The organism is Streptomyces cynarae (assembly GCF_025642135.1).
In the GTDB taxonomy this organism is placed as follows: domain Bacteria; phylum Actinomycetota; class Actinomycetes; order Streptomycetales; family Streptomycetaceae; genus Streptomyces; species Streptomyces cynarae.
In genome coordinates this window covers 2,152,986-2,166,247 of the sequence record NZ_CP106793.1, presented here as the reverse complement: position 1 = coordinate 2,166,247, position 13,262 = coordinate 2,152,986, and the positions used below count along the sequence as shown (strand labels likewise).

The 13,262-nt window shown below is 72.7% G+C and carries 12 protein-coding genes; 6 read left to right on the top strand and 6 right to left on the bottom strand.

Annotated elements, in window-relative coordinates; genetic code table 11:
- Nucleotides 1–122: 122 nt before the first annotated feature.
- Nucleotides 123–1,382 carry a hypothetical protein gene (locus N8I84_RS10220; RefSeq protein ID WP_263229224.1) on the top strand — a complete coding sequence of 420 codons (1,260 nt, stop codon included), beginning with the start codon at nt 123–125 and terminating at the stop codon, nt 1,380–1,382.
- A 19-nt stretch (nt 1,383–1,401) separates the two neighbouring features.
- Here N8I84_RS10220 and N8I84_RS10215 read toward each other — a convergent pair whose 3' ends face one another.
- Nucleotides 1,402–1,815, bottom strand: a complete 414-nt coding sequence (locus N8I84_RS10215) for a VOC family protein (RefSeq protein WP_263229223.1) — start codon at nt 1,813–1,815, stop codon at nt 1,402–1,404.
- A 453-nt stretch (nt 1,816–2,268) separates the two neighbouring features.
- On the opposite strand from N8I84_RS10215, the gene abc-f reads away from it, so the two are divergent.
- The 3 genes from abc-f to N8I84_RS10200 all read left to right on the top strand — a co-directional run bounded on the left by abc-f (nt 2,269) and on the right by N8I84_RS10200 (nt 5,379).
- Entirely contained in the window at nt 2,269–3,867 is a 1,599-nt protein-coding gene (gene abc-f / locus N8I84_RS10210) for a ribosomal protection-like ABC-F family protein (RefSeq protein ID WP_263229222.1), read from the top strand.
- A gap of 367 nt (nt 3,868–4,234) precedes the next feature.
- A complete protein-coding gene (locus N8I84_RS10205) occupies nt 4,235–4,456 on the top strand; it encodes a helix-turn-helix domain-containing protein (protein WP_030578326.1) in 222 nt (73 codons plus the stop codon).
- 131 nt (nt 4,457–4,587) lie between these two features.
- Nucleotides 4,588–5,379 carry an enoyl-CoA hydratase/isomerase family protein gene (locus N8I84_RS10200; RefSeq protein WP_263229221.1) on the top strand — a complete coding sequence of 264 codons (792 nt, stop codon included), beginning with the start codon at nt 4,588–4,590 and terminating at the stop codon, nt 5,377–5,379.
- Between the two features lie 188 nt (nt 5,380–5,567).
- Here the strand turns inward: N8I84_RS10200 and N8I84_RS10195 are convergent, their stop codons facing one another.
- Genes N8I84_RS10195 through N8I84_RS10175 form a run of 5 tightly spaced genes read right to left on the bottom strand, consistent with a single transcriptional unit; the run spans nt 5,568 to nt 10,622 of the window.
- On the bottom strand, nt 5,568–6,323 hold the full coding sequence (locus N8I84_RS10195) for an SDR family oxidoreductase (RefSeq protein ID WP_263229220.1): 756 nt from the start codon (nt 6,321–6,323) through the stop codon (nt 5,568–5,570).
- A gap of 5 nt (nt 6,324–6,328) precedes the next feature.
- Nucleotides 6,329–8,113 carry a glycoside hydrolase family 15 protein gene (locus N8I84_RS10190; RefSeq protein ID WP_263229219.1) on the bottom strand — a complete coding sequence of 595 codons (1,785 nt, stop codon included), beginning with the start codon at nt 8,111–8,113 and terminating at the stop codon, nt 6,329–6,331.
- 33 nt (nt 8,114–8,146) lie between these two features.
- On the bottom strand, nt 8,147–8,479 hold the full coding sequence (locus tag N8I84_RS10185) for a hypothetical protein (protein ID WP_263229218.1): 333 nt from the start codon (nt 8,477–8,479) through the stop codon (nt 8,147–8,149).
- Nucleotides 8,476–9,063: a sigma-70 family RNA polymerase sigma factor gene (locus tag N8I84_RS10180; protein ID WP_390898873.1), complete on the bottom strand. Its 588-nt coding sequence runs from the start codon at nt 9,061–9,063 to the stop codon at nt 8,476–8,478. Before N8I84_RS10180 ends, N8I84_RS10185 begins: the two co-directional genes overlap by 4 nt.
- The gene (locus tag N8I84_RS10175; RefSeq protein WP_263229217.1) at nt 9,060–10,622 is read right to left on the bottom strand and encodes a sodium:solute symporter family protein; all 1,563 of its coding nucleotides are present in this window, start codon (nt 10,620–10,622) and stop codon (nt 9,060–9,062) included. The genes N8I84_RS10180 and N8I84_RS10175 overlap by 4 nt, the downstream gene beginning before the upstream one ends.
- A 228-nt stretch (nt 10,623–10,850) precedes the next feature.
- Between N8I84_RS10175 and N8I84_RS10170 the strand changes: the two genes are divergently transcribed.
- On the top strand, nt 10,851–13,004 hold the full coding sequence (locus N8I84_RS10170) for a carbon starvation CstA family protein (protein ID WP_263229216.1): 2,154 nt from the start codon (nt 10,851–10,853) through the stop codon (nt 13,002–13,004).
- Complete coding sequence (locus N8I84_RS10165) at nt 13,001–13,189, top strand: YbdD/YjiX family protein (protein WP_263229215.1); 189 nt, start codon at nt 13,001–13,003, stop codon at nt 13,187–13,189. Before N8I84_RS10170 ends, N8I84_RS10165 begins: the two co-directional genes overlap by 4 nt.
- Nucleotides 13,190–13,262 lie beyond the last annotated feature (73 nt).

The window sequence follows — 13,262 nt, the reverse complement described above, 5'->3', positions numbered from 1 at the left end:
AGGCTCCGACTCGTCCGACCGCGGCCGCTGGCCGCCGCCCCCGAGCGGTGACCCAGCGCCGCACGCGCCGCCCCGCACCCAGGCCGCCGGAGGGCACGCCGCCGCCCGCGGAACTCGCGAAAATGGCCCGCGCCCGCCTGGCCGGAGCGGCCCGTGTCGCCCACTGGGCCGACGCCACGCTAGGGCCCGGCCGCGAGGGCGCGTCCCCCGACGGCAAGGGCACCCTGTCCGACGCCACCGCGGAACGGGCGGCCGCCGACCTCGGCCTGACCGTCGCTCAGGTGCGCGCCGACTGGGACACCGCGCGCCTGGCCGGTCTCGTCGAGGTGCACGGCGACAGCGCCCGCCCCGGCTGGCGGCTGCGCGCCTGGGACCGGGACGACTCCGCCGTACTGCGCGGCTGGGTCGCCCTCTTCGACGCCTGGTCGCTCGCCTGCCCCGAGCCGGCGGACCGAGAGCACGCCGCCGTCGCCGAGGTCGTCTCGGCCATGCCCCAGGTGCTCTCCTTCCTCCAGCTGTCCGCCGGGCCCGTGCCCGTCGAGCAGCTCCTCGACCTGCTCCAGCAGCGGGTCACCGAACTGCGCACCGAGCGCTGCGAGGTCCCCTACGGACCCCGGCCCGAGCCTGTCGTGCCGCCGGTCCCCGACTCCGCCGACGAGTCCGAGCTGGCCCCCCTGCTCGCCTGGGCCCTCGACGCGCTCGCCTACGTCGGCGCCCTCACCTGCGCCGACGGGCAGGCCACCCTCACCCCGCTCGGCAGCTGGGCGGTCTGGGTCAAGCTGGAGCAGATCTGCGTCGCCGCGCAGAGCCCCGCAGGGAACATCGAGCAGAACGCCGAGGACATGCTCCGCGGTTGCGCCCAGCTCCGTCCGAACGCGGCTCGCGCCGAGTACCGCGCCTGGCTGGCCGCCCGCCCCGTCGGCAGCGCCGTCACCGAACTCCTCGGCGCCGCCCGTGGCGAGGACGCCCTGCTGCGCGGACTGGCCTTCGAGGCGCTGCGCGTGGTCGGCGCGCCCGCCGAGCCCGAGGTGCGCCGCGCCGCCGAGGACACCACGCTGCGCCCCTACGCCCTGCTCTGGCTCGCCGAGCACGACGGCGCCGACCCGGAGGACGCCCACGAGGTGCTCACCCGTGAGGAGGCCACCTGGCTGTGGGTCGACACCGCCGCCGCCGTCGCCGACCACGGTGAGGCCCCGCTCCTGGTCCGCCACCTTGAGTCCGCCGTGCAGGCCACCGTGCCCGCGCTGCTCGACGAGGTGCGCGCGGTCGGACACCCCCGTACCGTCCAGGTCCTGGTCGCGCTCGCCGCCGCCCACCCGGACCCGGCGCTCGCCAGGGCCGTGCGCCGAGCCGCCTTCCAGGTCCACACCGGAGGCAGCTGACCCCCTCGAACAGAGGCCGTCAGGCGGCTGCCTCGGGGGCGTACGTGCCGAAACTCCAGATGTTGCCCTCGTCGTCCCGGGCCATGTAGTCCCGCGATCCGTAGTCCTGGTCCGTCGGGGGCATCAGGATCTCCGCGCCGTGCTCCACGGCCCGCTGGTGGTGTGCGTCGACGTCGTCCACCACGACGTACACCCCGCAGGGACCCGCCCCCCTCATCGCCTCGTCGAAGGGGCCGCCGCGGCCCTTCGAACCCAGCATCACCACGCCGTTGCCCTGCACCAGCTCGGCGTGCAGCACCGAGCCGTCCTCGCCCTCGTACACCGACAGCTCCGTGAAACCGAAGGCCTCCGTGAGCTGCCTGATCGCCGCCTTCGCGTCCGCGTACAGCAGCGTCGGGCAGATGCTCGGACGCCTGCCGTCCATGCCCGCCATCGCCGTCACTCCCTCCGGTGTCCGGCCCGAATCCCGGCCCGTCGCTCAGTCTGGCACCGGCCACTGACAACGCTGCTGACGACGGGAGTTCGACGACAGGGCCTGGCGCCGGGAGTGCCAGCCTGGCACCGCCCCACGGCACGACGCCCGGCCGTGGCCCGAACGGGGGACGCACCGGCCGCGTCGCGCCCCGGTGTGCCGTGCCCACGCGTATCCTCCGCCGCCGCGTAGTGAACGTCACACCACCGCCGTCACGCTGGCGCGAAGGACGGACGGCACAGCGCGGGACGCCGCGCACGGAAAAAGTGCTTGCACCGCCCCGTTAGACTGGGGCCCATGGCCATTCTCCTCGCGCATTAGACGGCGGGAACGTCCTCAGCCGCCCATCCCGCCGCCCTCCCCCGAGCTCTCGACTCCGTTCGAGCAGGGGACCCCCAGCCCAGGAGTCTGTCCGTGATCTCCGCCTCCGGCATCGAGCTGCGCGCCGGTGCCCGCATCCTCATCGAGAACGCCACCTTCCGCGTCACCAAGGGCGACCGCATCGGCCTCGTCGGCCGCAACGGCGCCGGGAAGACCACCCTCACCAAGGTCCTCGCGGGCGAGGGCATCCCCGCCGCGGGCACCGTCACGCGCTCCGGCGAGGTCGGCTACCTCCCGCAGGACCCGCGCACCGGCGACCTCGACGTCCTGGCCCGCGACCGCATCCTCTCCGCGCGCGGCCTCGACGTCCTGATCCGCAAGATGCGCGAGAACGAGCAGCGCATCGCCACCGGCAAGGGGTCCACCCGCGAGAAGGCCCTTCGGCAGTACGAGCGCCAGGAGACCGAGTTCCTCACCAAGGGCGGGTACTCCGCCGAGGCCGAGGCCGCCACCATCGCCGCCGCGCTCAACCTGCCCGACCGGGTGCTCGGCCAGCCCCTGCACACGCTCTCCGGCGGTCAGCGCCGCCGTATCGAGCTGGCCCGCATCCTGTTCTCCGACGCGGACACCCTGCTGCTCGACGAGCCGACCAACCACCTCGACGCGGACTCGATCATCTGGCTGCGGGACTACCTGAAGACCTACCGCGGCGGCTTCATCGTCATCTCGCACGACGTCGACCTGGTCGAGACGGTCGTCAACAAGGTGTTCTACCTGGACGCCAACCGCGCCCAGATCGACGTCTACAACATGGGCTGGAAGCTCTACCAGCAGCAGCGCGAGGCCGACGAGAAGCGCCGCAAGCGTGAGCGTGCCAACGCCGAGAAGAAGGCCGCCGCGCTCAACGCCCAGGCCGACAAGATGCGCGCCAAGGCCACCAAGACGGTCGCCGCGCAGAACATGGCCCGCCGCGCCGAGAAGCTGCTGGCCGGCCTGGACGAGGTCCGCCAGCAGGACAAGGTGGCCAAGCTCCGCTTCCCCGAGCCGGCCCCCTGCGGCAGGACCCCGCTGATGGCCGAGGGGCTGTCGAAGTCGTACGGCTCCCTGGAGATCTTCACCGACGTCGACCTGGCCATCGACAAGGGCTCCCGGGTCGTCATCCTGGGCCTCAACGGCGCGGGCAAGACCACCCTGCTGCGCCTGCTCGCGGGCGTCGAGCAGCCGGACACCGGCAAGGTCGTCCCCGGTCACGGCCTCAAGCTCGGCTACTACGCGCAGGAGCACGAGACCCTCGACCCCGACCGCACGGTGCTGGAGAACATGCGCTCCGCCGCGCCCGACATGGACCTGGTCGAGGTCCGCAAGGTGCTCGGCTCGTTCCTGTTCTCCGGCGACGACGTGGACAAGCCCGCCGCCGTTCTGTCCGGTGGTGAGAAGACCCGTCTCGCCCTCGCCACGCTCGTGGTGTCGTCCGCGAACGTGCTGCTGCTCGACGAGCCGACCAACAACCTCGACCCGGCCAGCCGCGAGGAGATCCTCGGCGCGCTGCGCACCTACAAGGGCGCGGTCGTGCTCGTCACCCACGACGAGGGCGCGGTGGAGGCGCTCCAGCCGGAGCGGATCATCCTGCTGCCGGACGGGGTCGAGGACCTGTGGGGCGCGGACTACGCCGACCTCGTCACGCTCGCCTGACCGCCCCGCGCCGGGCGGTCAGGGGCGCTTGATCGAACGGCTGATCCACTGCGTATGGATCATTCGGCCGATCCGTGATCCATCATCTGTGTGAGGTCTCCTCGTACCCGGGTGTGTCCTGCATCGATTCGACGGCCGAGCTGCTCCGTGGGGCGGGCTCGGCCGTCGCGCGTCGCTGACCTGGTGATTCCCCGATGAACCCGTTCGGGTGTACGGACACGACCGGGCGGAATCCCGGATTCCACTCGTGGGGATGCGCTCCTGTCGTCACAACCTTGTCGCACGGACCTTGCCGAATGGGTGGCCATCGCGCCCCGGAGGGGTGATCATGAGGAGACCAGAGCGCACTTCCCATGAGGAGGCACGGGTGGCCGAGACTCTGAAGAAGGGCAGCCGGGTGACCGGCGCCGCGCGCGACAAGCTCGCGGCAGACCTGAAGAAGAAGTACGACTCCGGTGCGAGCATCCGGGCGCTGGCCGAGGAGACCGGCCGCTCGTATGGCTTCGTCCACCGGATGCTCAGCGAGTCGGGCGTCACGCTCCGAGGGCGTGGCGGGGCGACGCGGGGCAAGAAGGCCCAGTCGGCCTGACGCCGGGCGGCCCATCGGCTTCGGTGGTGGCCACCCGGTCGGTCAGGCGACCGATCGGGTGGTTACTGTGCAGTCACTTAGGATGCCGTGCCACGGCATCCGCTGCTGACCGCACCCATCGGAGGCGCCCCATGGCTTCGCTCGACCCGGTACTCGACAAGGACGGCGTACGGCTCACCGTCGACGAGGCGATCGCCACGGTGACGCTGACCAACCCGGCCAAGCGCAACGCGCAGAGCCCCGCTCTGTGGCGGGCGCTGACGGAGGCCGGGCGGGCGCTGCCCGGTTCGGTCCGCGTGGTCGTGCTGCGTGCCGAGGGTCAGTCGTTCTCGGCCGGGCTGGACCGTCAGATGTTCACGCCCGAGGGGATCGAGGGCGAACCGACCTTCATCGACCTCGCGCGCAGCGGCGACGCGGAGCTGGACGCCACCATCGCCGGGTACCAGGAGGCGTTCACCTGGTGGCGGCAGAGCGACATCGTGTCGATCGCCGCTGTCCAGGGACATGCGATCGGAGCGGGGTTCCAGCTCGCCCTCGCTTGTGACCTGCGCGTCGTCGCCGACGACGTGCAGTTCGCCATGCGCGAGACGAGCCTGGGCCTGGTACCGGACCTCACCGGCACGCATCCGCTGGTGGGCCTGGTCGGCTATGCCCGCGCGCTGGAGATCTGCGCGACGGGCCGCTTCGTCGGGGCCGAGGAAGCAGTGACCACCGGACTCGCGAACATCGCCGTGTCGCACGACCAGCTCGACGAGACGGTACGGGACCTGGCGACCGCCCTGCTCGCGGCGCCCCGCGACGCCGTGATCGAGACCAAGGCGCTGCTGCGCGGCGCGCAGGAGCGGACCTACGAGGCCCAGCGCGCGGCGGAACGAGCCGCCCAGGCCCGGCGGCTGCGGGATCTTGCGGGCGTCGGCGAATAGACGTGCCTCGAACCAGGCCCGCGACGCGCGGGCCTGGCGACTCGGCCTGCCCGGATACGCCTGCGGCGCGTTCGGCATCGACCAGGGCGCCGTCGGTCGGCTGCGCGCGGGGTCCGGGGCGGCCCGAGGCCCGTGGACGGCTGCGTGGCCTCCGGCGCCGGCGCCCGAGCGCCGTGGGTCGGCCCTGCTCAGAAGCCGTGGAGCGCCCCGCCGTCCACCGGGAGCATGATGCCGGTCAGGTACGACGCCGCCGGGGACAGCAGGAACGCGGCCGTGCGGCCGAACTCGTCCGGGGTGCCGTAGCGGCGCAGCGGGATGCGGGACTCGTTGGCCGCGCGGGCCGCCTCCGGGTCGGGGGACAGGGCGTCCAGCTCGCGCACCCGGTCGGTGTCGATGCGGGCCGGGAGCAGGCCGACGACCCGGATGCCGCGCGGGCCCAGCTCGTCCGCGATGGACTTGGCGAAGCCCGCGAGCCCGGGGCGCAGCCCGTTGGAGATGGTCAGCCCCGGGATCGGCTCGTACACGGAACCGGACAGCACGAACCCGATGACGCCGCCCTCGGTCAGCTCCGCGGCGGCCCCGCGGGCCAGCCGCACCGCGCCCAGGAAGACCGACTCGAACGCCGCGGTCCACTGCTCGTCCGTGTTGTCGGCGACCCCTCCGGCCGGCGGCCCGCCGACGCTGATGAGGATGCCGTCGAAGCCGCCGAAGTGCTCACGGGCCGTCGCGATCAGCCGGGCCGCCGCCTGCGGGTCGGAGTTGTCGGCGGACACGCCCACGGCGTTCGCGCCCAGCTCCGCCGCCGCCGCCTCGGCCCGCTTCCCGTCGCGGCCGGTGATCACCACCTTCGCCCCGTCTGCGACGAGTTCCCGCGCGGCCGCGTTGCCCAGCCCGCGGGTCGCCCCGGTGACGACGTACACCCGGTCCTTCAGTCCAAGATCCATGGCCCCTATCCTGCCTTCTCGCCCCCGTCCAGGGCGAGGGCGGTCCCCACCAGGCCGAGATGGCTGAACGCCTGCGGGAAGTTGCCGAGCTGCCGGCCGGTCACCGGGTCGTACTCCTCGGCGAGCAGACCGACGTCGTTGCACAGCCCGACCAGCCGTTCGAACAACTCCCGGGCCTCGTCCGTGCGGCCGGTGAGGTGCAGGGCGTCCGCGAGCCAGAACGAGCACGCGAGGAACGCGCCCTCCTCGCCCGGCAGCGGGTCCACGTCCGTGTGCCCCAGGTCGTACCTGAGCAGGAGACCGTCGCAGGACAGCTCCGCGCGCACGGCGTCGATCGTTCCGGTCACCCGCGGGTCGTCCGGCGGCAGGAAGCCGACGAGCGGGATCTGCAGCAGCGAGGCGTCGAGCGCCCGTGAGCCGTAGTACTGGGTGAACGTGTTGCGGTCGGGGTCGTAGCCCCGCTCGCACACCTCCCGGTGCACCTCCTCCCGCATGGCCCGCCAGCCGTCGAGGTCGCCGTCGAGGTGCGGATGCTCCTCCAGGGTGCGGACGGCGCGGTCGGCGGCCACCCACGCCATCACCTTCGAGTACACGAAGTGGCGGCGCCGCCCGCGCACCTCCCACAGCCCCGCGTCCGGTTGCCGCCAGGCCGTCCGCAGGAACTCCAGCAGCGCGCACTGCACCCGCCACATGTGCGGCCGCACCGGCAGTCCCGCGCTGCGGGCCACCGACAGGGAGTCGATGACCTCGCCGTACACGTCCAGCTGGAACTGCTTCACCGCGTCGTTGCCGACCCGGACCGGCGCCGAGCCGTGGAAACCGGGCAGCCAGGGCAGCTCGTACTCGGGCAGCCGTCGCTCGCCCGAGATGCCGTACATGATCTGCAGGTCCGCCGGCTTGCCGGCGACCGCGCGCAGCAGCCAGTCGCGCCAGGCCTCGGCCTCCTCGTGGTAGCCGGCCGCCAGCAGGGCCTGGAGGGTGAGTGTGGAGTCGCGCAGCCAGCTGTAGCGGTAGTCCCAGTTGCGTACGCCGCCCAGGGACTCCGGCAGGGAGGTCGTGGGGGCCGCGACGATACCGCCGGTGGGCGCGTAGGTGAGCGCCTTCAGGGTGATCAGGGAGCGGACCACCACCTCCCGGTGCGGGCCGCGGTAACGGCACCGCGCCGCCCACGCGCGCCAGTCCTCGACACTGCTGTCCAGCGCCTCGAACGGGTCGACGAGGGCGGGGCGGGGCTCGTGCGAGGGATGCCAGGTCAGGACGAAGGCGACCCTGTCCCCCTTGCCCACCGTGAACTCGGAGTGGGTGGCGAAGTCCTCGCCCCAGATGCGCACGGGGGGCTCACTGCGCAACCACACCGAGTCCGGTCCTGCCACGGCCACCCGGTGACCGTCGCTCCGCCGCATCCACGGCACGATCGAGCCGTAGTCGAAACGCAGCCGGAGCTCACCGTGCACGGTGACCCGGCCGGCCAGGCCCTCGATGACGCGTACGACGTCGGGGGCGCGGTCGCGCTGGGGCATGAAGTCGGTGACGCGGACCGTGCCGTCCGGGGTGTCCCAGTCGGAGTCGAGGACGAGGGTGTCGGGGCGGTAGGCCCGGCGCGTGCACAGGCGGGCGCCCCTGGGCGCGATCCTCCAGTGGCCGTGCTCCTCGGTGCCGAGCAGCTTGGCGAAGCAGGCGGGCGAGTCGAAGCGGGGCAGGCACAGCCAGTCGATGGACCCGTCCCGGCCGACCAGGGCGGCGGTCTGTTCGTCGCCGATGAGTGCGTAGTCCTCGATCCGCGGATGCACGGGAAGCGGGTTCCCGATGGGCCGACGGGGCAATCAGGGGGTGGGCCGGGGGAGTGACGCCGCGTGGTGTGTGGCGCTGCCCGTGCTCGTGGCACCCGCGCCGGAGAAGATCACCCCCGGGTGCGACGGGGTCTGGTTGAGGACCCACAGGCCGATCAGCGTGGCCAGGGTGAAGACGACCGCGACCAGCACGGTGAGGACGAGCCGGCGTCGGCGCTCGCGGCGCAGCCACGTGCCGCGCGCCGTCCGGTAGGCGTCGGGGGCGGCGTGCACCCCGTCCGCCAGCGCGGCGAGGGCCTCGCGCAGCTCCCGCTCCGTACGGTCCGGACCGGTGCCACGCGACGGAGTCGCATCTCGATGCGTCATCGCCGGGCCTCCATCGCCTGGGTCAGGGCGGCGATGCCGCGCGCCGTGTGGGTCTTGACCGATCCGCAGGAGATCCCCATCGCCGCGGCGATCTCCTGCTCCTTCAGTCCGAGCCAGTGCCGCAGCACGAGCGCCTCCCGTTGCCGGGCGGGCAGCTGCTGGAGGGCGCGGATCAGCACCCGCTGGTCGTCGTGGAGGAGCGCGGTGCTCTCGGCGGAGGCGACGACCTCCTCCGTGGGCTTCTCCTCGTGCTTGCGGGCCACTTGGAGGTGGCGTATGCGCATCCGCGTCAGATTGCAGACGGTGGAGCGCAGGTACGCCTCCGCCGCCTCGGTGTCCTTCAGACGCCGCCACTTCCGGTAGATCTGGTAGTAGGCCTCGGCCACCACGTTCTCCGGGTCGTCGGCGCCCAGCAGCACCGCCAGGCGCAGCATCGAGGCGTAGTGCCGCTCGAACAGGCGGGCCACACCGGCCTCGCGCTCCAGCTCCGCCGGGTCGCTCACCGCGGGGGCGAGGGCCTCGGGCGGCCCGGCGGGCTGTGGCGCGGGGGCCAGCGTGACGGGGGTGTGCTGTCTGCGTCTCACGGGTTGTTCGCTCCCGTCTCGGGGCGCCGTCTGACGGTCAGGCGCGACGGCAGGTCGGTCGCGTCGGCGCCGCGCGGGACGCCGAGGCGTTCGAGGGCCGCGGTCCCCACCACGGCGACGATCAGGTTGAGGAGCAGGGCGGCGAGCCCCGCGTAGATCTCCAGCGGCGGTCGGCCGGTGGCGAAGGGCACGATCGAGGAGAACCCCTCCCGCACCACCAGGAAGGTGCCGGCCACCATGCCCGCGCCCCACCCGGCGAGCAGCGCCCGGGGGTGCAGCCGTCCGGTGAACAGGCCCACGGCCACCGCGGGGAAGATCTGCAGGATCCACACCCCGCCCAGCAGTTGGAGGTTGACGGCGTCCTGGTCGCGCAGCCCGAACACGAACGCCACCGCGCCCACCTTCGCGGTGAGCGACACCGCCCGCGCGATGCGCACCTGCCGCTTGGGCGTGGCCGTCGGATGCACGTACTCGACGTACACGTTGCGTACGAAACTCGTGGCGGCCGCGATCGACATCACCGAGGCGGGGACCAGTGCGCCCACCGTGATCGCGCCGAACACCAGTCCGGCCAGCGGCCCCGGCATCAGCCGGTCCACCAGCATCGGCACGGCCGCCTCGGCACCGCCCGCCGGCGCCCGCACCCCGGCCGCGAGGGCCGCGATGCCGAGGAAACCGAAGAGCGCGAGCAGCCCCGTCCAGGCGGGCAGCGCCACCGCGGTCTTGCGCAGGGTGCGCGGGCCGTCGGCGGCGAAACCGGCGGTGAGCACGTGCGGGTACATCAACAGGGCCAGCGCGGAGCCCAGGGCGAGGGTGGCGTAGGCGGGCTGCTGGGCAGGGGTGAGCAACAGCGCGGAGTGCGCCGTGTCCGTGCCGCTGAGGCGCCGGGCCGCGCCGTCGAAGACCGGGCCGGGACCGCCGAGCCGGTCGAGGACGAGCCAGGTGACGGCGGTGAGCGAGACGAACACGGCCACCGCCTTCAGTGCGGCGATCACGGTGGGCGCCCGCAGCCCGTGCCGGTAGGTCGCCACGGCGAGCCCCGCGAAGAGCGCCACCATCACCAGGTCGCCCGTGGCGCCCCGCGGATACACGCCCCCGGCCGTCAGCACGGCCCGTATGCCGAGCAGTTGCAGCGCGAGGTACGGCATCGTCGCCAGGATCCCGGTCAGCGCCACCACCAGGGCCAGCGGCGGCGAGCCGTACCGGCCGCGCACGAAGTCGGCTGCGGTGATGTAGCCGTGCCGGCGGGCCACGGTCCACAGGCGGCTCAGCAGGACGAAGGCGAGCGGACAGACGATCACCGTGTACGGCACCGCGAAGAAGGCGGGCGCGCCGTTGCCGTACGCCAGTCCGGGCACGGCGGTGAAGGTGTACGCGGTGTAGATCGTGCCGCCGAGCAGCATCCAGGTCCACACGGGGCCAAGGCTCCGGTCGGCCAGGGCCCAGCCCTCCAGGGAGGGCAGCCGGTCGTTCGGCCGCAGACGGCGCGCGGTGACGGCGAGCAGGGACGCTCCGCCGATCACGGCGAGGAACGTCGCGGTCATGGCGCCGTCGGCCATGGGTCACCGTCCTTGGTGTGCCTGTGCCCTCGCAGGAGAGTTGCGCGGACGGCCGGTTCGGAGGACAGGGAACCGAGAGGAAATCTTCCGGACATTCGCTGTCAACCGTCTCCGGCGGGTGGGCAACTCTTGCACGAACCGACAGCGAGCGGGAGAGCCGCGCGCACCGCGCACGTCCTGTCACGAGTGTCACGAATTCTCACACCACCCTCGAGGTGAGGAGCCGCCATGCCCGCATCACCCCTGGCCGAATCCGGACTCCGGGCGCCCGAGAAATCACGTACATCCCCCCGGGCGGTTCTCGTCTGGACCGCCGTCTCACTGCTCGGTGCCGTCGCCTGGGGCGTCCTCGCGCTCGCCCGCGGGGAGAAGATCTCCGCGGTCTGGCTGGTGGTGGCCGCGCTCGGCTCGTACGCCATCGCCTACCGCTTCTACTCCCGCTTCATCGCCCGCCGCGTACTGCGACCGGACGACCGCCGGGCCACCCCCGCCGAACGGCTGGAGGACGGCGTCGACTTCCACCCGACGGACCGCCGGGTGCTGCTCGGCCACCACTTCGCCGCGATCGCCGGCGCCGGGCCGCTGGTCGGTCCGGTGCTCGCGGCGCAGATGGGATACCTGCCCGGCACCCTGTGGATCGTGGCCGGGGTGATCTTCGCCGGGGCGGTGCAGGACATGGTCGTGCTGTTCCTGTCCATGCGGCGGGACGGAAAGTCGCTCGGGCAGATGGCCCGTGACGAGATCGGCCGGGCGGGCGGGGCCGCAGCCCTGATCGCGGTCTTCGCCATCATGATCATCCTGTTGGGTGTGCTGGCCCTGGTCGTGGTCAACGCGCTCGCCCACTCCCCGTGGGGCACCTTCTCCGTCGCCATGACCGTCCCCATCGCCCTGCTCATGGGCTTCTGGCTGCACCGCATCCGCCCCGGCCGGGTCGTGGAGACCAGCCTCATCGGCGTCGCGCTGCTGCTCCTGGCGATCGCCGGCGGCAGCTGGGTCCAGAACTCCTCCCTCGCCGGTGCCTTCACCCTGAGCCCGACGACCCTGGTCTTCTGCCTGATCGGCTACGGCTTCGTCGCCTCGGTGCTGCCGGTGTGGATGCTGCTCGCGCCGCGCGACTACCTGTCCACCTTCATGAAGATCGGCACCATCGGGCTGCTCGCGGTCGGCGTCGTGGTCGCCACGCCGGTGCTGCACGCGGACGCGGTCAGCAGGTTCGCGAGCTCCGGCGCGGGCCCGGTCTTCGCCGGGTCCCTGTTCCCGTTCCTGTTCATCACCATCGCCTGCGGCGCGCTGTCCGGTTTCCACGCGCTGGTCTCCTCCGGGACCACCCCGAAGCTGATCCGGAAGGAGTCCCAGGTCCGCATGATCGGCTACGGCGCCATGCTGATGGAGTCGTTCGTCGCGATCATGGCCCTGATCGCCGCCGCGACGCTGGAGCCGGGCCTCTACTACGCGATGAACGCGCCCGCGGGCCTCCTCGGCGCGACCGCCGAGTCGGCCTCGCACGCCGTGGCGGGCCTCGGCTTCACCATCACCCCCGACCAGCTGACCCAGGCCGCCAAGGCCGTCGAGGAGCAGACGCTGATCGCCCGCTCGGGCGGGGCGCCGACCCTCGCCGTCGGCATGTCGGAGATCTTCTCCGGGGTCCTGGGCGGCACCGCGATGAAGGCCTTCTGGTACCACTTCGCGATCATGTTCGAGGCGTTGTTCATCCTGACGACGGTCGACGCAGGTACCCGCGTGGGGCGTTTCATGCTCCAGGACATGCTCGGCAACGTGTGGAAGCCCGTCGGCCGGGTCACCTGGAAGCCGGGCATCTGGCTGTGCAGCGGTCTGGTCGTGGCCGCCTGGGGCTACTTCCTCTACACCGGCGCCACCGACCCGCTGGGCGGGATCAACCAGCTCTTCCCGCTCTTCGGCATCGCCAACCAGCTGCTCGCCGCCATCGCCCTCGCCGTCTGCACCACCGTCCTGATCAAGTCCGGGCGGCTGCGCTGGGCCTGGGTCACCGGCATTCCGCTGGCCTGGGTGGTCGCCGTGACCTTCACCGCGAGCTGGCAGAAGATCTTCTCCGGTGACCCGCGCGTCGGGTTCTTCGCCCAGCGGACCAAGTACGCCGACGCCCTCGACGCCGGCCAGGTCCTGCCGCCCGCCAAGAACGCCCACGACATGCACACCGTGGTCACCAACTCGACGGTCGACGGGGTGCTGATCGCGCTGTTCCTGCTGCTCGTCGCGGTCGTGATCGTCAACGCGGCGGTGGTGTGCGTGCGGGCCGTCCGCTCTCCCGGGGCACTGCCGACCGCCGAGGCCCCGTACGTGGAATCCCGCCTCGACGTGCCCGAGCAGGCCGCCGACGCACTGGTGGGAGCCCGGTCATGAACGCCCGGCAGTGGGCGGGAGCCGTGCGCTGGTACCTGCGCGAGCTGACCGGGGAGGCGGAGTACGACCGCTACTGCGAGCGCCGCCGCCGCCACCACCCCCTCGCTCCGGTGCCCACCCGCCGCGAGTACGAGGTGCTGCGCACACTGCACCGGGAGACCCACCCGCAGGGCCGCTGCTGCTGACACCGGCCGACGGACCGCGGGGCGGGCGCGCCGTCCCGACCTGACACCCGCGCGCCCGCCCCGCACGTTCTCC

Excerpts from the sequence above, each read along its gene's own strand:
- N8I84_RS10220 (WP_263229224.1), top strand. The coding sequence starts at position 123 with ATGGCCCGCGCCCGCCTGGCCGGAGCGGCCCGTGTCGCCCACTGGGCC.
- N8I84_RS10215 (WP_263229223.1), bottom strand. The coding sequence starts at position 1,815 with ATGGCGGGCATGGACGGCAGGCGTCCGAGCATCTGCCCGACGCTGCTG.
- N8I84_RS10200 (WP_263229221.1), top strand. The coding sequence starts at position 4,588 with ATGGCTTCGCTCGACCCGGTACTCGACAAGGACGGCGTACGGCTCACC.
- N8I84_RS10195 (WP_263229220.1), bottom strand. The coding sequence starts at position 6,323 with ATGGATCTTGGACTGAAGGACCGGGTGTACGTCGTCACCGGGGCGACC.
- N8I84_RS10185 (WP_263229218.1), bottom strand. The coding sequence starts at position 8,479 with ATGACGCATCGAGATGCGACTCCGTCGCGTGGCACCGGTCCGGACCGT.
- N8I84_RS10175 (WP_263229217.1), bottom strand. The coding sequence starts at position 10,622 with ATGGCCGACGGCGCCATGACCGCGACGTTCCTCGCCGTGATCGGCGGA.
- N8I84_RS10170 (WP_263229216.1), top strand. The coding sequence starts at position 10,851 with ATGCCCGCATCACCCCTGGCCGAATCCGGACTCCGGGCGCCCGAGAAA.
- N8I84_RS10165 (WP_263229215.1), top strand. The coding sequence starts at position 13,001 with ATGAACGCCCGGCAGTGGGCGGGAGCCGTGCGCTGGTACCTGCGCGAG.